Source organism: Natrinema limicola JCM 13563, assembly GCF_000337475.1.
In the GTDB taxonomy this organism is placed as follows: domain Archaea; phylum Halobacteriota; class Halobacteria; order Halobacteriales; family Natrialbaceae; genus Natrinema; species Natrinema limicola.
Window position 1 is genome coordinate 87,155 of the sequence record NZ_AOIT01000010.1, and the last position, 22,459, is coordinate 109,613.

The 22,459-nt window shown below is 54.4% G+C and carries 20 protein-coding genes, 2 tRNA genes and 1 pseudogene; 12 read left to right on the forward strand and 11 right to left on the reverse strand.

Annotated elements, in window-relative coordinates:
• Positions 1–118 precede the first annotated feature (118 nt).
• Positions 119–823 (reverse strand): enoyl-CoA hydratase/isomerase family protein, encoded by a 705-nt coding sequence (locus C476_RS00575; RefSeq protein ID WP_008008806.1) that lies wholly within the window; start codon positions 821–823, stop codon positions 119–121.
• A 60-nt stretch (positions 824–883) separates the two neighbouring features.
• Here C476_RS00575 and C476_RS00580 point away from each other — a divergent pair, with 60 nt between their 5' ends.
• On the forward strand, positions 884–1,672 hold the full coding sequence (locus tag C476_RS00580; protein WP_008008808.1) for a DUF7114 family protein: 789 nt from the start codon (positions 884–886) through the stop codon (positions 1,670–1,672).
• A gap of 177 nt (positions 1,673–1,849) precedes the next feature.
• Positions 1,850–1,921 (forward strand) — tRNA-Thr (locus tag C476_RS00585).
• A gap of 329 nt (positions 1,922–2,250) precedes the next feature.
• On the opposite strand, the gene C476_RS00590 is transcribed toward C476_RS00585, so the two are convergent.
• From C476_RS00590 to C476_RS00615, 5 genes are all read right to left on the reverse strand, one after another.
• Positions 2,251–2,676, reverse strand: coding sequence for an RDD family protein (locus C476_RS00590; RefSeq protein WP_083857014.1), 426 nt, complete (start codon positions 2,674–2,676; stop codon positions 2,251–2,253).
• 111 nt (positions 2,677–2,787) lie between these two features.
• Positions 2,788–3,498 (reverse strand): DUF6498-containing protein, encoded by a 711-nt coding sequence (locus tag C476_RS00595; protein WP_152418151.1) that lies wholly within the window; start codon positions 3,496–3,498, stop codon positions 2,788–2,790.
• A gap of 958 nt (positions 3,499–4,456) precedes the next feature.
• Positions 4,457–6,109, reverse strand: a complete 1,653-nt coding sequence (locus C476_RS00605) for a preprotein translocase subunit SecD (RefSeq protein WP_008008815.1) — start codon at positions 6,107–6,109, stop codon at positions 4,457–4,459.
• Entirely contained in the window at positions 6,106–6,981 is an 876-nt protein-coding gene (gene secF, locus C476_RS00610) for a protein translocase subunit SecF (protein ID WP_008008817.1), read from the reverse strand. Before secF ends, C476_RS00605 begins: the two co-directional genes overlap by 4 nt.
• A gap of 118 nt (positions 6,982–7,099) precedes the next feature.
• Positions 7,100–7,573, reverse strand: a complete 474-nt coding sequence (locus C476_RS00615) for a DUF5812 family protein (RefSeq protein ID WP_008008819.1) — start codon at positions 7,571–7,573, stop codon at positions 7,100–7,102.
• A gap of 940 nt (positions 7,574–8,513) precedes the next feature.
• Between C476_RS00615 and C476_RS18210 the strand changes: the two genes are divergently transcribed.
• The 3 genes from C476_RS18210 (at position 8,514) to C476_RS18215 (ending at position 10,086) form a co-directional block, all read left to right on the forward strand.
• The gene (locus tag C476_RS18210) at positions 8,514–8,708 is read left to right on the forward strand and encodes a hypothetical protein (RefSeq protein ID WP_008008821.1); all 195 of its coding nucleotides are present in this window, start codon (positions 8,514–8,516) and stop codon (positions 8,706–8,708) included.
• Positions 8,709–8,846: 138 nt separating this feature from the next.
• A complete protein-coding gene (locus C476_RS00625) occupies positions 8,847–9,230 on the forward strand; it encodes a hypothetical protein (RefSeq protein ID WP_049911529.1) in 384 nt (127 codons plus the stop codon).
• A 52-nt stretch (positions 9,231–9,282) separates the two neighbouring features.
• The gene (locus C476_RS18215) at positions 9,283–10,086 is read left to right on the forward strand and encodes a hypothetical protein (RefSeq protein WP_152418152.1); all 804 of its coding nucleotides are present in this window, start codon (positions 9,283–9,285) and stop codon (positions 10,084–10,086) included.
• Positions 10,087–10,113: 27 nt separating this feature from the next.
• On the opposite strand, the pseudogene C476_RS19265 reads toward C476_RS18215, so the two are convergent.
• Positions 10,114–10,322, reverse strand: a pseudogene (locus tag C476_RS19265) (DUF7692 domain-containing protein).
• Positions 10,323–11,154: 832 nt separating this feature from the next.
• Here C476_RS19265 and C476_RS18220 point away from each other — a divergent pair.
• From C476_RS18220 to C476_RS00660, 6 genes are all read left to right on the forward strand, one after another.
• Positions 11,155–11,835 (forward strand): hypothetical protein, encoded by a 681-nt coding sequence (locus C476_RS18220; protein WP_152418153.1) that lies wholly within the window; start codon positions 11,155–11,157, stop codon positions 11,833–11,835.
• A 1-nt stretch (position 11,836) separates the two neighbouring features.
• Entirely contained in the window at positions 11,837–12,481 is a 645-nt protein-coding gene (locus C476_RS18225) for a hypothetical protein (RefSeq protein WP_152418154.1), read from the forward strand.
• 905 nt (positions 12,482–13,386) lie between these two features.
• Complete coding sequence (locus C476_RS18230; protein WP_152418155.1) at positions 13,387–13,995, forward strand: hypothetical protein; 609 nt, start codon at positions 13,387–13,389, stop codon at positions 13,993–13,995.
• A complete protein-coding gene (locus C476_RS18235; RefSeq protein WP_152418156.1) occupies positions 13,995–14,936 on the forward strand; it encodes a phage NrS-1 polymerase family protein in 942 nt (313 codons plus the stop codon). Before C476_RS18230 ends, C476_RS18235 begins: the two co-directional genes overlap by 1 nt.
• Before the next feature lie 346 nt (positions 14,937–15,282).
• The gene (locus C476_RS18240; RefSeq protein WP_152418157.1) at positions 15,283–15,951 is read left to right on the forward strand and encodes a hypothetical protein; all 669 of its coding nucleotides are present in this window, start codon (positions 15,283–15,285) and stop codon (positions 15,949–15,951) included.
• 350 nt (positions 15,952–16,301) lie between these two features.
• The gene (locus tag C476_RS00660; RefSeq protein ID WP_008008836.1) at positions 16,302–16,718 is read left to right on the forward strand and encodes a hypothetical protein; all 417 of its coding nucleotides are present in this window, start codon (positions 16,302–16,304) and stop codon (positions 16,716–16,718) included.
• Between the two features lie 10 nt (positions 16,719–16,728).
• Here the strand turns inward: C476_RS00660 and C476_RS00665 are convergent, their stop codons facing one another.
• The 4 genes from C476_RS00665 to C476_RS00680 all read right to left on the reverse strand — a co-directional run bounded on the left by C476_RS00665 (position 16,729) and on the right by C476_RS00680 (position 20,237).
• The gene (locus C476_RS00665) at positions 16,729–18,159 is read right to left on the reverse strand and encodes an HNH endonuclease (protein WP_008008837.1); all 1,431 of its coding nucleotides are present in this window, start codon (positions 18,157–18,159) and stop codon (positions 16,729–16,731) included.
• 159 nt (positions 18,160–18,318) lie between these two features.
• Entirely contained in the window at positions 18,319–19,434 is a 1,116-nt protein-coding gene (locus C476_RS17660; protein WP_008008839.1) for a tyrosine-type recombinase/integrase, read from the reverse strand.
• Between the two features lie 66 nt (positions 19,435–19,500).
• A tRNA-Ile gene (locus tag C476_RS00675) sits at positions 19,501–19,575 on the reverse strand.
• A gap of 80 nt (positions 19,576–19,655) precedes the next feature.
• A complete protein-coding gene (locus C476_RS00680; protein ID WP_008008841.1) occupies positions 19,656–20,237 on the reverse strand; it encodes a MogA/MoaB family molybdenum cofactor biosynthesis protein in 582 nt (193 codons plus the stop codon).
• 531 nt (positions 20,238–20,768) lie between these two features.
• On the opposite strand from C476_RS00680, the gene C476_RS00685 reads away from it, so the two are divergent.
• Positions 20,769–22,304 carry a right-handed parallel beta-helix repeat-containing protein gene (locus tag C476_RS00685; RefSeq protein ID WP_008008843.1) on the forward strand — a complete coding sequence of 512 codons (1,536 nt, stop codon included), beginning with the start codon at positions 20,769–20,771 and terminating at the stop codon, positions 22,302–22,304.
• Positions 22,305–22,459: the final 155 nt, after the last annotated feature.

A 22,459-nucleotide genomic window follows, 5' to 3' on the forward strand; every position in this document is an offset into this window, starting at 1 on the left:
CTGTGCGTGCGAGTTGGTCGGCACATACGGTCTGCTGTAGCGATGTCCCGGTGGGACCGCAGGACGGGTCGCGGGTGCACCAGAACTGACTGACAGCAGACCGTATCAAAGGACGTGCTTAGTCGAGCACGGCATCGATGTCGTCGGCGTGGGCGGCAACGAGGTCGGCAAAGGCTGCGGCCTCGCGTCGCTCTTGTGTCGCTCGCTCGCTGTCGTCGCGGAGTCGCCGTTTCAGGACCGGCAGCGTGTCCGTGGCGTTTGCCGCGATTTCCTCGGCCACTGACTGAGGATCGTCCTCGATACGCGAGATCACGCCCATCCGCAGGGCCTCCTCGGCGTCGATCGATCGCCCGGTGAGCGCGAACTCGAGGGCGTCTCCCTCGCCCATGACACGTGGCAGCCGGACGGTCCCGCCCCAGGCACCGAACAGCCCGAAGCTGACACCCGGCTCGCCGTAGGTCGAGTCGGGTGTGCCGATGCGGACGTCACAGGCCAGCGCGAGCTCGAGGCCGCCACCGCGTGCGGGGCCGTCGATCCCGGCGACGACGATCGCCGATGTGTCCTCGATCGTGCGCGCGACGCGCTGGCCCAGTCGCGCGAACTCGGCTGCACGGTTGCGATCCCCCTCGAGGGCTGCAACCGCGTTCAGATCTGCCCCTGCACAGAACGCCGGACCGCGGCCACGAAGGTAGATGACTGGCTCGTCGGTGTCGTCGACTGCCGTCTCGAGTGCGGTGAGCCCGTCGACGGTGAGGGCGTTGCGCGCCTCGGGACGGTCGAGCGTGATTGTCCGAATCGATCCGTTCGTGTCAACGTCGATCATAGATGCAGTCGATCAGGCGTTTCCAAAGGTCTTTGCCTACTCCGTCGTAACCCCCCGCTAATGGAGAAGGCCGACAGCTGTCGGCGTGCCGCCGTCGAGGCCGTCGCGGACGTCGAACCACCACGGTTGTACGAGTACATCGAATCCGTCCTCGACCGGGCATCGATGGTTCCCGCAGCACTCACCTTCGAGAGCGCTGTGGCGATGGCGCCCGAGGGCCACGCTCTCGAGGACGTGAAGGGCCGCTGCCACGACACCGAGCCCGACTCTGGGGACCACCACCAATCACGTGCGTCCGACCGCAATCGCGACCCCGAGAGCATCGTCACGCATGCCGCCGGCGTCCAGCTCATCTACGAGGGGCTCCGACTGACGCGGTCGCTCGCCCACGACGAACCGTGGACGGCGACTGATGCCGATGCCAGCGATGCTGACCTCGCGATCCTCGCGGCCGATATTCTCGTCGCACGCGGCTTCTACCTGCTGGCTCATACCGACGCCGCCGGGAAAGCCGTCCGCACGGTCCAGTCGTTCGGGCGTGACCAGACCTGCCGCAGTGCACTCGAGGCCGAGACGGAGGCAGATATCGGGACCGACAGCACCGATCTCGAATCGATCGACACCAATCTCGAACGCGACGTGCTCGAACTCGCCGTCCGCACCGGCGCTGTCGCCGTCGACGAAACCCCGTCACCCAAACTGCTCGCCGTCGCCGCGGACATCGCCGACGCTACCGGCACCTCGTTCCCGCCGGTTACGGAGTGTCTGACCGATCTCGAAGCGAAGGTCCGCGAACAGTCGCTCGAGGACTCCACGACTGATCGAGCGACATCGGCGACGGATCACTGATCGTATTTCTCGCACCAGCTGACCCGCGTTCGTCACCGATCGCACACTGGGTGCGATCGCCGCTGCAATGACGACCAGTGGCGACGATAGATACTGGGAGGTCGCTACGACATACCGACGCACAGCCCGTCCGAATCGAAACCCATAAAGACGGCTCCGAACAACGAAGAAGTACGCGCCTGGGTAGCTTAGCGGTAAAGCGCGTCCTTGGTAAGGACGAGAGCCCGGGTTCAAATCCCGGCCTAGGCTCTTTCTGCCGTACACTCCTTGTACGCACACTTTTATGGCTACACTTGTCTGAATAAAACCCGTTCAAGATTCGCGTCTCTCGCTAAACAGGGCATCCCTCGCCGTATGGCGATTCGGTAAACTGTCAGGACACACAAACCAACCCGCAGACTACGTCAGGGTAGACCCGAAATTGACCGGGAGCGCATCCCTTCAGGGACACCCCGGATTTCGCTAATTCGCGCTCGCAGAGGAACGAGTGAAGGAGAGTCAATAATATGATAGAACCGCCCTCGATGCGGTGATCAACTGCTAACTACAGGACAAATAGATACAATCCGCTCTGATTACTATTGCTTGACGACGACAGTATCTGCAACGAGGTCGCCGACCCGTTGGTTATCATCCGTAAGCAGTATCAACACCATTGCGACGAGGTTGAACGTCGGGAGCGCGTCAACAATCCATAACAGGTTCCGAAGTATTGACGCGCCAATCGTACAGTCTGAGCCGTCGGACTTGATAACGACGAGTCCAAGCAGGTATTTCCCCGGCGTGTAGCCGTACAGTCCTTCAAGTAGAAACCCGTAAACCAATGTTGCGACCAGTCCTGCGAACGCCAGCACGAGGAACCCGATATCGCCGAGGGGCGTCCCGGCGAGTATAACGACAACCCAGATTAGCCCCATAAGTATTGAGTCGATAAAGTATGCCCCCACTCGGTGCCAGATCACATCCCCGTTCGTCCCTCGTTGTGGTTTTGGATGCTTTTCCATAATTCACTCCTGTTCCCCGACACATCTTAATGATTGATGGTATTCTTGGGGCGGAGAAATGGAACTGTTCGGCTCTGTTGAAATCCTCAGATATTTACACATATATCTATCTTATTTGATACTGAAATCGTCTGTCTGAGGGTCTAAACTCCCTATCCACGCCCTGATCGCCCCCATCGGAACTAAATAGAGCAACCACACGGCCCGTGAATCCAGATCGGTACCCGTCCCGATAATCACAAAGCTGACGGGAGCAACCACAAAGACCAACATCAGAAACAACTCAAGGATGGGGGCAAACGCGAAGGCCATCGCGTCTGCCGGCGATTTATCTTGATATGACCGGTTGACGATGAAATAGCGCCAGACGCGCGATAGCTGAAAGAAAACAGTGCCGGCAATTGCGAGCCAAACTGAGAGGGGAAGTCCTGAATCCAAATCATAACCGGAAAGGACAGGTCTCATGATTACTGTAAGAAGGAAAGCTGGGATAACCGCCTTTCGCAAAACGAAGTTGATATTCCGCCAGTATACCGGCGGTATTAGACCAATCGGTTGAATTGGAGTGGGCTCCTCATCCCAAGAATCCCCATCGAGATCATCCACGGACTGTGGCGTGAACAACGCGACAGAAAAGAACAGGAGGTTGATGATCGCTATCTCGATGAGATAGATGACAGCGATTTCAACGAGACTCCACTCAAATACAACCACTCCAAGGATAAGCGCAAGGTTCAGAATACACGCAGAAACGAAATCACCGAACTCTTTGAGCATTCCGGGTATCGTTTTAGTAACCCCCGTCGGACTACTCTCTCCCATCTATCTACACATTCCTTCGGTAGCTGTTTATTTGGCTCTGCTGAACCCTATCCTTCAGATACAACACGGTATGACCACCTGTAGCTAAATATTAGGCCTTGTTGAAATCCTCTGTATATGACAATTTTTGACTTGATGCCGGTTAATACGCATACCTACCTATCGGCTGTTTCGGTAGGGGAAGATGCCGAACTAAGAGGATTCCAATAGAGCCACCCGACTCGATGAAGGGTGCCATTCAGCTGAACCACTCGAACCCCACACAATTTTGATGTGTCGAGTAGGGCAACGCTCACCCGAACACGTTTGTCGTTTTCCGGTTTCCACAGACGACATACGGGGCTGAATACCCAATTCTTTTATAAGCAGGGTTGCTAATAGCGAGATAAGAAGCACGCAAAGTGGGCGTTTGCGGCAAAGGTAGCCGCTTTCAGGGCCGAAGGCCTCCTCGGTAAAGCAAGTCCTTGGTAAGGACGAGAGCCCGGGTTCAAATCCCGGCCTAGGCTTTCCCTGATTTCTGGCGAGGACATTTCCCACGGTTCTGACTGATCGTCTTCGAGCGTCTGTTCAATAGCTTAGCCCCTCTTCGTTGCCCCGCTTGTAAAGCTAGAAGAGGACGGCCTTCAGAAACGGGCGGGATGTCGATACGAGCGCTCGAGGGCGTCGATGCGACCCTCTTCGTCTTCGAGAGTAGCGCCGATCGCCCTGACGCCGCTTATCGGCCAGGGAACGACGCCTGCTGACGAGTTGACCAATCTTCGTCTCGAGCGTGCTGCACCTGCCGGCTGATCGCTTGTGACACTCGCAGCGCTGTCGTATCGTGGCGATCTGAATGCCGAACTGTCCGTCGTGTAACGACCCTGTCGCGTACGATTTCGCGTCTGCACACGGTGATGGCGACACCGTCGACTGGTGTCCACGATGTCGAGACGGACGATGAAAACGCCCAAAACGAGCGTTACCGATCGGTCAGCAGCCGACGGAGGATATCACCGTAGGCGGGGCGAGTGATCAATACCCCGATGAAGACGCCGAGGATGGTGATGATCGCGAACCCGCGGAGGTCGCCGAGGCTCAAGACGGCAAGCGGCGAGAGGGCCACGACGGTCGTCGCTGCGGCGGCTCCGATGACCCAGAAGGCTTTGCGGAACCGTGACTGGAAGACCCGTTCCGAGCTGACGTCGCCTTCGTCCATCACTTCGTCGGCGATGATCACGAGGTCGTCGACCCCGGTCCCGACGACGGCGATGAACCCGGCGACGTGGGAGAGATCCAGCGGCATGCGTATCAGCGCGGCGAACCCAAGCAAGACGACGACCTCTGCCAGTGCCGTGACGATCATCGGCAGGGCGACGCGCGTGTCCGTATAGCGGGCGTAGACGACGCCGCTGACGGTGAGCACCGAGAGGAGCCCGATCAGCAACGAGTACTGTTTGAACTGGTCGGCGTGGGCCGCTTCGATCGAGTAGACCTGACTCTCGCCGAAGTCGAGCGGTGCGCGCAGGCTACCGGCTTTCAGGTTGACCGAGAGTGACTGGGCGTCCTGTTGGTTCTGAGCACCCATCTGGAAGATGGGGTCGTTGGCCCACTCTTGGCTTCGCATCGTCTCGGCCAGGCTCGGTCCCATGCTGTGTGCGGCAACGGCTTCGCCATCGGTGACCGTCACCAGACAGTATTGCTCGTTCTCGTGGTCGAAGTCGACGGTTCCGTTGGTGGTGTCGAGACTACACCGCCCCATCCCTTCGTTCGGGTCGGTAAAGCCCTGCTCGTTCATCTGCTGTTGGAACCCGGGTGCGGCTTCCTCACTGACCTGGACCGGGACCACGTAGCCCTGACTCGCCTGTCCCGGCCGCGACTCTTCTTGCCGAGGTGGGTCGACGCTGGCGATGTCGTCGCCGGTCAGCACCGTTTCGTTGGTTTGGTTCCCGCTTTCGGTGGGATAATAGGCGACGACCTCGACGACGCCGCGCTCGGAGAGGATGGTACGGAGTTCGTCGGAGCCCATATTGGGCACTTCGACGACGATATAGTGGTCGCCGTTTGGCGTCGTCTGCTCGTAAACCGTGCCACCGGAGAGCCCCGCAGCGTTGATCTTCGTCTGGATCGTCTCGATGATCTGATCGCGGGTCCGCTGGCTCACGCCGTCACGGATGTCGTCTTCGGAGACGTCGGCGTCTGCCGATTGCAGTGCTGCAGCGAACTCCGCGTCGCTGACGTCGTCGGTGAACACCTCTGCGACGACCGTCCCGTCGTCTTGGACGTGGACGCTGGCGTTCGCCGGCTCGAGGCCGAGTTGCTCCGCCCCGTCACCGCGGAGCGTTGCCTCGAGTTCGTCGATCCGATTCTGGTCGACTTGTCCGTCGTCGCTGACCGCGTCGGGTGCGATTCCCTCGGCGGTCATTCCCGTGACGGGGGCCCGCAGCCGGGTCCCGCCCTCGAGACCGAGGCCGAACTCGAGGTTCGTGGGGTTGTCCTGGAGGCTTTCGTTTCCGGCGACGCTGTTGTCGGCGACGATACCACCGGGGATGAACAGGGCGACGACGGCAAAGCCGACGAACGCCACCAGCAAGAGCACCCGCCAGTTGGACTTGACGGCGCTGATTGGGTTCATGAGCGGATCCCCTCGAATTTGTACCAGCGAAGCAGACTCAGATTCAACATGTAGGTGTTCATCAGGTCGGCTGCGAGGCCGACGAACAGGATGATACCGATCGATGCCAGCAGGTCGATGCCGAACAGAAACGCCGCGATGCCCATCACGAGCATCGCGACCATCGACGTGACCGTCATCGTGACGCCGGTGCGCATCGCGCGGTAGGTACTCTCATAGAAGTCACCGCTGCGGCGCAGGATGTGGTTGTTCAACAGGATGTCGGAGTCGACGGAGTAGCCGATCAACATCAACAGCCCGGCGACCGTCCCAAGCGAGAGCGGAATCCCGACGAGTCGCATGAACGCAAGCGGGATCACGAGGTCCGAAAACGCCGAGATGACGATCGCGATCGAGGGGACGAACGTCCGAAACAGCAGGAAGGCGATCGCGCTCATCCCGACGAAGGCGATGACAAGTCCCATGAGGGCCGTCTGCTGGCTTCCCTGCCCGAAGCTCGCCGACGTCGACGAGATCGATTGGACGATCGCGCTGTCGCCGTCTTGGGCCAGGTTCGATTCAGCCTGCTCTCGCAGGGACTGGGAGTCGGTCGAGGCGAACTGCACGATATACTGGTTCTCGCCGCCTGCCCCAGTCACCGATTCGGGCTGTTGATCGAACGCCGCCGAGATTTCGTCGGCCGACGCCGTCGTCTGGACGGTCAGTTCCGTCCCACCGGCGAAGTCCATCCCCAGCGGCACCGGCGTGCCGTACACGAGAAACGACCCACTGAGGACGAGCAATGCAACCGCGAGGACCGCGAGCGGAACCGCCGCGAGTTGGCGGTTACTGTACCGGTTGTATTCGATCTCCGGTACGTCGAAATACGCCATATATCGCTTCTCTTGCAGGCCGCCGAAGTAAGCCTTCTCCATTTCGACTCCCGTTCATCGCCGTGTGTCAGCGAATCGAACCCGACGGCCTCGCCACTCGCGACTCCGACCCACTGGCTCAGTCCGGCAGATAGCGGACGCTCATCACGCCGTCGGCTGCCGAACATCGTACCTCTACGCGAACCGCTTCGAGTCTGGCTGCTCGCGCGATCGTCTCCTCGTCCTCGAGGACGTCCTGGGCTGCTGCCTCGAGCTCGTCTTCGGGGACACAGAACACGTGTAGTTCGCCCGTCCCGGCGCGCTCTTCTTGGATCAGGTCGCCGACCTCGGCGTCGGCTGCCAGCGCCTTTTCGTGCTGGGTCGGCTCGAGATCGCTATCGACTAACTCGATCGAGCGCCGTTCCGCCACGTCGATTACTTCCCACGCAACCTCAAGCGGCGGTTCCGGTGCGATGGTCGCCTCGAGGACGTCGTGGACCTCGAGGCCGGGATTCGACGCGAGGGGGTGGACCTGTGCGGTCTCGACGTCGCGGACGACCGCCGACTCTGGCTCGGCGTGCGTGACGACAAACGTCCCCGTCTTTTCGCTCATGGGCGCTCGTAGGTGGTGGATGGGTTTCGGGGTTTCGGCTTTGGGTTGTGTGGCTGTGCGGGCGACTGCCCGTTGCTGCGGTGACACGGTGGCGGCGATCACCGTGGAACGCAGCACGCACCGCTCTCGATCGACTCGGTGTTTCGCAAAACGGTAATGGGGGGNTTTGGGTTGTGTGGCTGTGCGGGCGACTGCCCGTTGCTGCGGTGACACGGTGGCGGCGATCACCGTGGAACGCAGCACGCACCGCTCTCGATCGACTCGGTGTTTCGCAAAACGGTAATGGGGGGTGGGGGAAGTACCTCCGGATGCTCCGGAGGCAAGCTATTGTTTTCGGTAATTCCTGTTAGTTGTTACGGTAACGGTCATTCGGCCACCAAGGTTATTTCAACACACTTCAAATCCGTAGATGGCGGAGGGGGCATTCCGTCGGTGCCAGATCGAATCCGATCGACTTCGAGACAGACGGACCCTCTCCGCCCTCCTGGGATCGGTCCACCGTCAATAGCCACATCATCACCCCGATCTCAGGCCCTCTCGAGTGATACGGACTCCTCTTAGTCAGTGCTGGTACACTCACAACCCACACTGCGGACCCACCGGGACAGCAGTACAGCAGCCCGTCTGACACACTCCCTCTCGGATGGAGGGCTCAACCGCTGGCCTCTGGCGGCGGTTCTCGAGCGAAAACCGCACTCAGTAGTGATGGCGATCTCGATCTCACCGTCGAACGGCACTGCTCGTGTCGACAGCGTCTCGGCGCTGCTCGAGTGTGAGGTCATCGCGCTCGAGGCCCTGGCGGGCAGCCTGGACGCACTTCGGAAGCGAGCTACGGGATATAGAGGCCGAAATCGAAGGAATCCCACCGACGGACTACCGATACAACACGAAAGAGGCCAGCGATTGGAGTTGGTCAGATTACGGAGAGGAAACCGACGATATGGGGGCCGACGAATCGGCCCGAATGACGGCAATCTGGACGGTGATCCAGTGCAAACAGGAGGGAATGAGCGACCGTGAAACCGCCAAATTCGTGCCGTACAGCCATGGATGGATCAATTCTCGATGGAAGGAGTACCAGAAAGAAGGAAAGCACACAGAGGCACTTAGCAAAGTCGAGGAGAGAATCGCATGACTGCGTCGGGTTGCATAGGTGGTAAGCGCATTCGCATCCCCTTTAGTCACAGCCCACAGCCTGCTCCGCTCCCGATGGGCGCGCGGCTTGGGGGCAGCGGAGGCGTATATATAACAGCGCGCAACGCGCGTGGTGCGCGTGAATCGCTCGAAACGAGCCAACCACTTTGGGACCGCCGTCGAGAAACGGATGGCCGAGAAGCGACGATTCGATCTCGAGCGGGCGAGCTGGCACGACGCGAGGTTCGGCAACGGGACACCTGTCGAGATCAAATCAACGATGCACAAACACGCAAACGGCCAGCCCGGCAACTGGAAGGTCTACCGGAAATACCATGAGAAGCTCCGGCGGCACGGCAGCTGGTACTGTTTTGTTGTTTACCGGCCACATGGGCGCTCAGGACTGACGATTCTCCAGGACAAGATGGTCCGCTCGAGCGATCTCCCCTTGCTTCGGTGGCACGGTGGTGGCGATCACCGCGGAACCGAACAAGCGAAGATTTCGATCAGTGCTATATTTTAGCGATCTGTCTTACTTCAGCGATTTTATAGCACATAGGTAATTTTTTCGAAACATGAATTGGCGAACTGCAGGTGTTATAATTGGAATCTTGACAGTAGTTTGTCTTGGACTTGTATTTTCCATCGTATATCCGCCCTCAACTACAGAGTTAGACTATCGTGATCCGTTCACTTCTCCTGAGACCAGTGAGTATGAACTGTCCGGTGAAATAGTCGTTGACGGAGAACTACTGGTCGAATTGGAGGCGACCGTGACAGCCAATGGATCGCGGTATCGGTCTATAGGGTCAGATGAGGATCTTACTGAGTCGTATCAAGAATCTCCTGGCGAAGACAAATATATACGAATGAAGGTAAGAGACGGTTCAGTTGACCAGCGAATAGAGCAGATAGAAAGCGACGATGATCGGAAATTGATTCGTGAAGATCGCGCCGATGAAGAAGTTATCCTTGTGATATTAGAAAACACGACGGAAGATCAAGCGGATAATATCATAACAAATATAGAACTATTCACCAACGTCCTCCAAAGCACGAAGTATCGGCAGGTAGATGAAACGGCCGAGAACCGCGTATACGTGCCTCAAGACGGATGGTTTGGTGGCCACCGTTTTCGCCCTTACCGAATTACTGATTCAGCCGGTCAAGTGATCGTTGACAAAGATTCGTACGAAGTCAAATCCGCAAACGTCTCTTGGGATCGCACCTCGGATACCGAAACCTACGCTCAGTACCTAATAAATAGAGTAATTGCCGACGAAACGGAGACCATAGATCTGAGATTCGAATCAGACACAGATGTCGCCGAGACGGAAGTCCCTCAGTGGGTCGAAAATGCACAGGAGGAAGCTAAATAAGAGAGATTTTGCGTTATAGACGCGAGATCAGTCTCTTTCTATAGCTACCGACTGTTGAACCTCAAAGCTCGTCACCTTCGTTGACAGCGTCTCGGCGATCTCTTGGCGCTGCTCGTGAGTGAGATCGTCGCGCTCGAGGACCTGTTTTGCGCTGTGACGAGACGAGGTACATCTTCGCAGGCCGAGACGACGGCTTTCGTCTTGTTACAGTCGTAGAAGTCGGCTGCTCGCTCGATTGCATCCTCGCGATAGGCGTAGTTGCCATCGTCTCGAGCAGGTCGCTTTCGCGTTCACAGAGCGCCCTGCCGGGTTCGAACCACGCCGACGGCTCGCTTCGCTCGCCGTCGTCTCGTTCGAACCGGCAGGACAGCACGTACTCGCGGCCCACGAGGTGTTCGCCGCGAGAGACATGGGCCCTGCCGGATTCGAACCAACGACCACTCGGTTATGAGCCGAGCGCTCTTACCAGACCTTTCCAGCAGTCCTGCCCTATGACCGCTATGAAGCCGTAGGCCAATGGGGAATTTGCCGCTTACATCTACATTCAATACGCGCAGAGTGATAAAATCCTGGCTTGTGAGTAGGATGCTCATCCAGATTTGGTGAATCAAACTTGATGAAGCATATTAGTATGTGTTTGCCACAGTAGTAATTAATCTGCCTCGAATATCATATATAACTTGAGGAGACTTTATTCTTTAAATACAGAACACATATCTATTATCATAGTAAGCCGCCAGTCGTTCCAGGGACCCATAGATGGCTGCGAAGCAACCAACCATGATTCTTACACCGTGTCCTTCTTCCCTATTTCCATACTCTGTTTGTCGTAGTGCTATCACGGCTTATCTAAATCGAGATGTTCCTATGGAAATTTCGTCTGATTAGATGAACGTCTCTATTGAGACTCCTGAACTCTACTACGATGTCGTCACGAAGAAGAAAAACAGATGAATCGGAACAAACGTCTTGATAGGATCAAGTTCATTCTATTTAGTATAGGGGGATGTTAGAATAGTCAGTTATTTGTCTCACTTGAGCATTGGCACTAACAGAGGACAATTGGCTATGCCCAATTTCGAAACAGGAAACTTGGCGTTGGGTCTGATTTTCCCCTACCAGAATCCAGTATCCGATGACCGGCTTAATGACTGGATGGACGAGAATAATTATAATCCTATTGTACAGGACTCACCGAGAGCGCTCAATATAGGCCCTAGCGGGCTGGAGGTTGAAGGCGAAGAAGGAGTTGGAAAAAAAGATGGCCTTCGCTTGTTATACCAATCGAGTGCCAATCTTAATGGGTTTCCCAATTCCTCGTTCATAACGATCAAGAATACTGAACAGATTGAGTTTGATCCAGTTATATCTGATGCAAAATCAATTTATTCATGGTTGGATGAATATATCGATGTTGATGAAGAAATCGTTAGCCGAGAACTGACCATTGAAGGACTTCTCCGTGTAGGAAGAGACCATGATCTTTCGAACTATTATTCTGGGGAAACATTTGACCTTCTGGAATCCGTTGGAGGGAGTAGTGCTAAAGGAGTCACGGTTCAGTTTGAGTCGTCTGCTAAACCAGATTCAAATGACTGGTATAGAATATTATTAGATGGTAAATCCGCAGGAAATCCTAATTTATGGTCAATGAAAATGACACTAAGGTACGATGACATAGATGAAATTGATCAGGAATCAGTTTTGAGTTCCATTGATGAACTAATTTCACACACTGAGGAGGAATAGGATGAGTTCTGCTGGTGGATCTGACCCGGATGAATTCTTGGACGCACAAGGTACGAGCACAGCGAAACAGGCTGGCAAGGGGGCTATCTCTGATACGTCCGGCGGGGCCGGAGGAGAAATTCCTTTCAGTGATGAACAAATTTGGACCAGGTCTGATACTATGCCTCAGCCCGCTACTATAAGCGGGAGCACGACAGCGAGTATCCCACAACGTGTCAAACATCTTGAGAAAGAAGTAGGAAGACTTCAACAAACGAATCACCAACTCTATTCAGCAGGAGAAAATCTGGGAGTCGAAAATCCCTATGATCTTCTGATGGAGATTGGCCAGATCTCAGAGGATGTTGGACGGCTTGAAGAACACCTGGCGGAAATCTCCCAAAAGACTTCTACCGATGAGAACGTAGATGATACCCCCAGCAAATCAGAGGAGGAAATAGATTGGGACAACATAGAGATGCAAAATACCTATACCGCCGTCTCTCAAGCCGTATTCGTTCTTCTTGGGTTAGCCTCAATTGGGGTTTCAATATTGGCCCAGAATACGTTTATGAGTATGGCTGCCACTATTCTTGTTCCGATACTGTTTATATTGGCTTTTGCAGGTATAGTTGTAGAGAGGATGACTATTCGGGAGGCTATATAAATGCCCTCAGCATATCTCAGACCAGGTGAGTTCGTAGAAGTCATCTCGTATGATGTATTCATCACTGGGATCGGTTTAAGCATTGCTTCGGGTATAGTTCGATTAGTCTCTAATTCTTCTCAATCTTCTCAAACTTGGGTCGGCCTCGCCGTTTCTTCCGGGATATTAGTTAGTCTCTCTCTTTTTCTATGGCGATTAAGCAGTAGTATCGAAGACCGAGTTTCCAAAATCGAGAATCAACCAAATGAAGCCTGAGCAAACCATCAAATCCAATATCGTCTTCATCATTTATTAGCATGTCTTGAGATTAGGCGGAACTACAGCGGTCCAATTCATACCGGATTCAACCTTTTTGTTCGGAATAACCGCAAGGGAACACGGAGTGGGGGAAAGATACTATCTACCTGATCACTGTTATCTGGCCAGTTGAAAGATTACCAAGTGAACCCAATCCTCGAGAGATAGCAACTTAGTTCGACCCGACCTGGTACCCCGTCGCCCTCAACCCCTCATGTAATATCTATAACGAGCGTAGAAAATGATCACAGGTGTATCTGAAGACCTATTTATTCGAACTACTTGGGATGGAAAATATCACGCTGGAATCAACTTACTCTACTCAAACTAACCGCAGAGGAAACACGGGTTGGGGGTGAGAGAAAATACTGTGTCTTTTCTATCAGAGCCTGGTCGATCTCGGTGAACCTGTTGAAGAACGACCAACCACTGTTTCAAGACGAACCAAGTGACGTAGTTCGAGTCACACCAGGACTTCGTCTCCCCGAACCCCTCATGTAATATCTATAACGAGCGTAGATCAGCAGAGAAGCCAATCATTCGGAGTAATTCAGGATAACATATTTATACCCAGGAATCATAATATCAGTTGTCGCTCTCGACGCCGCATGAGGGTAAATGAAAGTAAGAGAGAGCGCACAGTTTACGAATATTCTGCAGAGAACCCTGCAATTTACCTTGATCGAAGCAAGGGTTCAGGCTCGCGTGCTTGGACAAGTGATGAGAGAGACGAAAATACCTACGAGTATACAACATCAATGCCAACAGCCACTTCTGCCCGAACTTCTTGGTGGCTCCGAGATGCAAGAGATGTCGGAAAAGGACTAAAATTCAAGGATCTCTTTCTTCTCCAACACAACCGCGGTGGTGCGAAATCAATGGCACCGATGGAGTATGAAAAAGGACTCCGTGTGCGCCAAGATTTCGTCATCGACCGCAAGAGATGTGATGCTATTCTTCAGGGTCTGGACGTGAGGAAGCCCACTCGAAAGTATGCAAGCAATCGGACAGCGGAGATAGATCTTCGCGGATTCAATTCACACCATGGTGGATTCGATGGTGCCTGTATTGCATTTGCGCTACTCTATGAACATGAGTCCGCCGAGCAAGCCAAGAAATCGCGAATCGCTTCACAGGTTGATGAGCGAGATGACTTGGATATAGATGTCGATGCCCTTGCTGACTACGTATTCGGTAAATACGGAGGTGAGGCGTAATGATGGGTGATCTGGCTAATCTCCCAAATACGCTCACGGAGTACGAACAGTGGATCATAGTCGACCAAAATAAAGAACCGGTAAAGCCCTCATTCAACTGGGAGGAAGAGACAAACCAGTTCTCTTTCGAGCAGGCTCGGGGCAACCAACTATTGGATTCGACGGACACACGTCGTTTAGCATTTGTACTAAGTGAAGATGACCCATTTTGCGTGATTGATTACGACAAGGTCCGTGATCCAGATTCAGGCGAATTACTTGATGGAGTACAGGAGCAACTAATTGCCCCACTTAATACGTATACGGAGTTGAGTCAGTCAAAAACCGGATTCCATCAAGTCTGTTACGGCAATAAATCCGAAGACCGTCAAGAGGCAGGCCGGCTGGCCCAAAGTGGACCTCTTGCAGAGCCACCTCGAGTGGAAGTATTCGATTCAGGCCAGTACATCCTCTTCACAGGCGCGGTCATTGATCGACGTACAGAAATCAGAGAGGGAGGCCCATTGCTTGATGAAATCCAGGGAGAGTACCTGCCAAGCCAATCGTCCTCTGACACTACAGAGTTAAGAACCAAGCCAGGGGCGAAAAAGCAAGGATGTACAACAGTTAAGAAGGTTCGTCGGACGTTGGAAGAATACGCAAAGACAGACAACCAGAGCGCTAAACGTACCTTAGAACTCTGGGATGCACCTTCGACTAGCACAGTTGGACATCCCTCTCCCTCAGAGACAGACATGGAGTTTGCAGGACGGCTGGCCTTCTGGTGTAGAGAAGATACGGCACTCATGGAAGATTGCTTCCGTGCCTCAAATCGATATCGTGCAAAGTTTGATAGTGAAAACTACGGTGAACGCGGAAAGACCTATGGCGAGACTACGATAACCAAAGCCGTCCAGAACAATAGAGACGTCTTCAGCGGGCATTACGTCTCAGTAGAGTAAGCCCCCAGTCTTGGTCCTATATTCTACACTTATAGGACTCAAAACCTCTATCAACGTACTATACTGGTTGCGGTAGGTTATTTTCTATATCGGCGATTAATCAATTCACCGTGTGTTCTCTGGAGACCTTCAATCACAATTACGTAGATTACAAGAGCAAGTCTTGGAATGAGGAAGTGCAATATTTCGTGATAGACCTCCGTATCTGAGAGACGATTTAAGATCTAAAAATAAGAAAAAACCGTGTTCCCTTGCGGGGAGTTCAGACTAACCGATCCAAATTGATGTGAACTGAATTGGTTGGTATTCCGCAAAGTTCACTTATTTCCGAGTTTGTCAAGATAACATGTTTGCTCAGACACTGCTACTTCCGTTTGTAGTCCTATTTTCTGCAGCAGCGACACTAACACGGCATATTGGTAACTTCCTTCCTGCAGCGAATTTACACAGAATATTATTTGATCTCCTTATTGGGGGTCGCGGACATGCCTGTGACGTACGTGATGAACTCCTGGCTGCGACAGAGAGGTATCTTATCGAGAATGAGGTTAATATAGAGTCATCACAGGAAGAATTGCTAGCCGATCTCGAGAACTCTCGTCAAAAGGCCAATACTACTATTTCCAGTGGAGAGTTTGTACTTGCACTTCTGTTTGGTGTCGCAGGATTCTACATCTCAGCATGGTTTGCATTTGGAATTAGTGTAGTGATTGCTCTTTCAGCCTCTATCCGAGTCACTGCTATTGATTCGCTTGCAATCACTTCCCCTGATAATCCTTCTATCGAATGGCTGATGGCTGCACGAGCATGGAATCAGGGAGCCATCAAGGAGGGTAGACTTCTTCTCAATACTGCATTAGCAGTTTGGGTACGCGAATTTGATGAGAAAGTGTTTGAAGTGTTTATTCAGGAGGTCTTCCTCCCCACCTTGGAACAAGGTGAAATATCAGCGATCCAAGCAGCGAAGAACCTTCTTCCGCAAGTCATTGGAATTCTCAAAGAAAGGCAACGATGATTGTCTGACATGTACTTGAGCGACTGGAATTTTCAGAAAATGCTACCGTTGCAGGCGAGGGCTGCCAGATATAGTTATTTATGCCAGAGGGGTCAGTCAGTACGATTTGAATTGGACTGTCTCCTTGTCAGGTTGCCAGGAAAGACAAGTTGACGCTGGAATTTTCCAAGTTGGCCTGATAGCAATGACCGGTAGATCTCATCGTTTCTTACCACCCCCGTGTTTCCTTGCGGTGATTTTGAACAGAAATGGCTGAGTGCAGCATATTCCGAGAAAGGTTTAATATGACTGTAGAGGCTACCTGTCAGACACACAATAACTACTTGCCATCTCAGCCCGATGGTCGAAATATGGCACACCAATGCCGCATACGTGGTTGCGAAGAAACGTTCGAGTCCACCGGGCAGTTGTTCTTCCATGAATCGAAGCACGATGTTATGCTTCCAGAAGTAGCCCAGGACGTCCGCATCTATGAGGTTCCAAAGTTTGATGCAGCCAGAATCGTTTGCCTTCGTCAGGCCAACGGTCGTTGTCAGCACCCGTACTGTCATCAGTCTATCTGGGAGGAAGAATTAGTTGAAGAAGAGAAACAGATAGAGGCACATCACACGAGGAGGATTAACCATCCAGATCACATGGCCGTCTTTTGTTCTCTACATCATGGATTGGCCGATCGGACGCCTCCAGTTTTGAACGCTGAGGCGCTCATCACACCGCTAACCGAGTACGGTCCTTTAGAGCCGGATAAAGACCTGATATCAAAGTAACTCCCACCCACTACTCGTTGAACCCGTGTATATTTCGATGGGCCGATAGATAGAGAGAGTCTGGCTGTAATTCCTTTTCAGGTAGATTGATCTTATTCCCCTCTAACTGCTTGAATTCGTGATAACCCTGCTTGGCCGGCGCTTCTTGAACGATCACCTGGTAGTCGTCAGACACCGAGAGCCAGCCTGAATCAAAGGCCCAGTGGTGGAGCCGGCATAGAGTAATCCCATTCCGGGGATCATCGGTGCCATCTTGGCTCTTCGGGTAGATATGTGCTGCTTCTACCTCAAACCCTCCCTGTGGCGACTCTCTTCGGGCTCCACAGATTGCGCATTTGTGATCATATGCTTCCTTCACGAGTTCAGCAAAACCGCTATCACGTGCTCGTCGCCGGCTCTCTGTATATACGGTTTCATCCTCAGTGAGTTCTGGTTCAGTCTCCACTAATTGCTCAATCGCCTCACGCTCACGCTCAATTTCCTCAGAGGACGGCTCAGCGTCGACGTCATCGTTTTCGTCGAACAGGGCGGCCGAGAGGCTGTCGTATTCCTCAAGCACTTCTTGGACCCGATCCTCGCTAACACGGAGAAGACTACTCTGGACAATTCTGTCACCTTCATATCCGAGTAGGTCACTGACCTCCGCAACTCCCGGAGTATCCCTCGTGAAATCCTTAACGAGGTAAATATGGCTGCTTTCGGGGTTATCCCAGAGATATTCGCCTACAGCCGAACTCTCGAAATATCTGGCAATGCGTCCGGCTCCGATGAATTCGCCACTATTGTAGAAGAGAACGATATCGCTTTGTGAGAGTTGATCAATGGCCTTCTGTTTAGCCGCACTCTCCGTCTCTGTTGTTCCCCATGCACGGAGACGATCGTACCCTTCCAGACGTAGCGGGATATTCGACCGGTCGGATAGATCGAGGGGTGAGACTACCGTATTTTCGAAATCCGATAGCCACTCGTCACTTACTGCTACAAGGTATAGGCCGACCTTTGGCGTTGTGGATTCCTCCGATGACAGGTCCATGTGTTCCATCCCAAACTCGAACACTTTACGACCGCTCCTCTCAACATATTCGTAGTTGGATACTGCCACCTGGCCTTGGTACTCCCACTTACTTCGGCCTGTATCCTTGTAGAAGAAGTAAATCGGAACTGGTTCTTCGACAGCATCAATGAGCGCAGCGTTGCCTGGGGCACTCTCTTTTTGATCCCCTGATAACCCCTCCCCGATGTATGTAAACTGCCCCTGACGGACATTATCATCATAAGGGCCGTCTTCATTAGCAAAGAGGAGAATATATCGATCATCATCAGCGTCGCGCCGAACATTGATTCCGGAGGTACGGTAGCCAAAATTCGTATCAAATATCTCTTCAATCTCTTCTTGGTTTAGACGATCTCCTTCCTCTAAGTCCGGTAGAGGGTGTTGCATGTATCGATAAATCAATAGGATGTTCTTAGTCGTTCTGCCCACCACCGTGTTTCCTCGCCTGCCTGTCAGGGGCAACTCAGGCGAAGCCCGACGCGATCGATCTGTCCTTTCGAGCGAAGCAAGAAAGGAATGGATTTGCCGAAATAACTTGATGCTATCTCATCCCATTCGTTCCAGCGCCGCACGTCTATCCTCCACTGGTGCCTGATCGTATTTCATTGTAGTTCTCTCTGATCGATGCCGTAATTGAATCTGTGCAGCAGCGAGGCCTTCTTCTCGAGTCATATACGTTCCAACAGAATGTCGTATCACGTACCACGATATCTGCCTGTTCTCAGTAGGTATACCTGCAATTTCACAAAGGCGGTTGAGCAGGTACTTCAGACTATGGCTTCGATACGGATTTCCTTCGCGGGTTAGCCAAAGGGAGTCAGTCTCGCCGTACTGTGAATAGAGTTCGCGCTCATCGAGCCATCGGTAGAGCATTTCTGCAGTCCGTTGCTGGAGACTAACGATCCAATGTTCATTGTTCTTTGCAGCCTCCTCTGCAGGAATACGTAGCACCGCATTTTCCGTATCCACCCAAGAGATCTTTGCGCGCTCAACCTCAATCGGGCGCAATCCAGTGTCGAGAGCAGTCCACACCAGTGAGGGGACTTTGAATCCGTTGGCTCGCTTGAAATCGTCTGCTGCAATCTCGGACATTGGTTTGCGCAAACTATGCGCGAGATATCTCTTCCACTTCCGACGTTGCTCTGGTGAGAGGCTGTTATAATTCGGCACACTGCCGTATTCAAGTGCAGCCTCACGGATCTGCCGGCGTTCCTCCCGGCTCAGGAAATCTTTTGGCTGCGATGCACTGCTGGTATCGCTGAACGTTAGTTCGGGTTCCCACAGATCATCATTGAACTCTGATTGACGCCACCGAAAGAGCATTTTCAGCGCTTTTTGAATATTTGTCTTATAGGTAGCACTTTCGTCACTATATGCGAGTTCACGACAGTATTGGTCCGCATGGTCATGCGTAACATGTGAGGTATATGTCTGATCTGTCTCCCAAACCCATCTGTAAAACCGGTCAAGATCATATGCACGCCGTCTGACCGTCTCATGAGCATATCCTTTTGCTTGCTCTGGATCTTTCCCGAGATGGAGCATCCAATTGAGGAGTTCCTCTCGGAGATGCCGATAGTCAATGAGTTGCCGACGGTTCAGCCAATTGCGCGACGGTTCTGGGACGAGCGGGATTCCTTCAATCTTGTGAGCCTCAACCATATCTTTGTCACCATCGATGTAAGCGACAGAAACTGCAGGAAGAGACTGTGAGGAGCCCGATACGGATGGGCCCTGCCGGATTCGAACCAACGACCACTCGGTTATGAGCCGAGCGCTCTTACCAGACTGAGCTAAGGGCCCTCCACTCGGCACAAACCGTGCACGCTAATTAACGTTTGCTGTCCGGTTCGCTCGCTGCATCTCGAGCCGTGAGCCGCTGGCTACTCCTGATACTCCGTCAGCGTCGGCTCGTCCGTCCCGGCGCGGTGGCGCGTCGCCAGCCCCGCGAGGTGGGGCGCTTCGGGGACGATCAACTCCTCACAGGCGGTTTCGCAGGCGCTTTTGCTGCCGGGCAGACAGAACACCGGCGTATCGACGGCGATCCCCGCCGTTGCGCGGGAGGCCATCGCTCGGGTGCCGACTTCTTCCCACGACAGCGACCGGAACAACTCGCCAAAGCCCGGCAGCTCGCGCTCGAACAGCGAGGCGGTCGCCTCGGGCGAGACGTCGTCGACGGTGACGCCCGTGCCGCCGGTGGTACAGACCACGTCGATATCCTGGCGGGCGACCAGCCCCCGGACGGCAGTCCGGATCGCGGCGTAGTCGTCCCGGACGAGGCGTCGCTCGCGGACCTCGTGGCCTTCGGCTTCGAAACAGTCCTGGATGGTGTCGCCGCCCGGATCGTCGGGGTCGGGGTCGTTCGCTCGCGAGCTCGAGACGGTCACGATACCCACGTAAAGCGGGTCGATGAGGTCGTGGCCGTGATGGTCTGTGGTTCGCCGATCGTCTTCATCGACTGTCATACAGTGACATCCATGCTGGAGGGAAATAATCCCTCTCCCCGATCGACAGTACGCGAGCGTCCCATCGATCCTGATCGGGTCACTGAACGACTTCATGCCGAGGAGGGCCACGAGAGCACTCGAGGCGGAGACACCGACTTCCGGCTGCAACGACTAGACTGTCTGATACGGTCTGCTGTAACGATGTACCGGTGCAACCGCAGTGTGGGTCGCGGTTGCACCGGAAATGACTGACAGTAGTCCGTATGAGTCGGTGCTGAATCTCGCGACAACCGAGCGGTTTCCGAACTGCCCGCGGAGTAGCCCGAAGTTGTGATTCTCATGAGAAGGGGACGATTGGTTCCGGTAGCCGGACCGAACACGGTCGCAGACTTGATCAGGGGCCGCTTCGCTTGCCGACCACCGACTCGATTGGCTCGAGTCGAGCGACGGTCACAAGCGTCCGATGATGAGGAGTCTGTCATGGTGTTGCTCCCTCATGTCTCGAATACGGTACTCGTACGGAACACGTGTCGGACGTGCTGGGTTCAAATGCCACACATACTCAAGGGCGACGTGATGCTGGCTGAAACCGGTATGCGAGATTCCGAATCCGACGGGGCAGGGATTGGGCGTCGGTTGTATCTGTGTGGCAGCGCGCTCGCAGTTGGTGGGCTCGCGGGCTGTCTGAGCGCGACGGACGAACAACAGTCGACGAAGGCCGAGTCCGGCGGCCAGCCGACTCGAGACGACGGTGGCGGTAAACACGTCGATAAAGAGACCACTGCCGAGTCGATCACCGACTGCACGACGATCACCGAACCGGGAACCTACGTGCTGGCGGCAGACCTTGAGGCCGAGCCGGGCGAAACCTGCATCGAGATCCGCGCGAGCGACGTCACGCTTGACGGGCAGGGACGGACGATCACCGGAAGTGGCCCGACCGAGCCGTTTGAAGAGCCGTTCAAGCCAGTGACTAGCGGCGTCCTCGTTCGACCGGAGCTGACGGGCGCAGAAAAGAAACGCAAAAAGGCCGGCGTCACGCCGCCACTGACCGACGGTCTCTCGAACGTAACGGTTCGGAACCTCTCCGTCGAGGGATTCGACGCCGGCATCGCTTTCGAGGGGGTGACGGACGGTGCAATCGCAGGGACGACCGTGAGGGCCACGCAGGATGGACTCACATTGTTCCAGTCGGCCGAGAATACGCTCTGTAAGAACAAGACGGTCGGCAACGGCCGAACCGGGGTTCGACTCGAGCGTGCAGACGGCAATCTGCTGGAAGCGAACACGGCGACCGGGAACGGGATGCCCGCCTCGGAGAACGGCGGCATCGTACTCATTGACTCGAACGAGACTCGTCTGGTCCACAACGATGTCGATGGAAACATTGCCGGGATCGAACTCACCCGCTCACACGGCAACACGCTCACAGAAAACAGTGTGAGCGGCAACATCTTCGACGGCCTTGTCCTGCTCGAATCGCAGGCGAATACGCTCGTCGGTAACACCGTGAATTCGAACACCAATCTCTTCGGTATCATTCTCGTCGACTCACACGAGACCACGCTCGAGGAAAATACCGCCAACGGGAACGCTCAGGGCGGTATCTTGCTCGTGCAGTCGGCCGAGAATACGCTCATCGGAAACACGGCAAACGAAAACGGACTCGATGGTGGGATCATCCTCACGCGATCGAACGAGAATACACTCTCGAACAACACCGCGAACGACAATGTCGGGGCGAGCGCTCTCGGAGGACCGAACGTCGATCCGACTTTCGGTCCCGGCTTCAACCTGTTTGACTCGAGGTTTAACCGCGGGCGCAGCAACACCGCTCGAGGCAACGACGGCGGGCCGATACGGCTCGTTGGCGGCGAGGGCAACAGTATCGAGATCAACGGGGTCGTCTACACCGAGGCGACTGCGGACGAAACACCACTCGAGACCGATGAGCAACCGCCTCTCTCGGAGCCACTCGAGGCGCTCGCCGAAACCGGCGAGCGAGAGCCACTTTTAGAGACGATTGACGTGGAGGTTGCGGAACGACTATTCGATGGCTACCCAGCGTCGCTACTGCGACGATAGCCTCGTCTTGATCGAAATCACAGCGAGTTCGACCGACCGTCGAAAAACTAGCAGGGCTGAAACACATAGCGTTATAGGCAGAAAAACGCCATCGAAAGAAGTCGAACGCCGAAACCAGGACTCGAACAGGTGCGAGACGGTCGGCCTCACTTCGT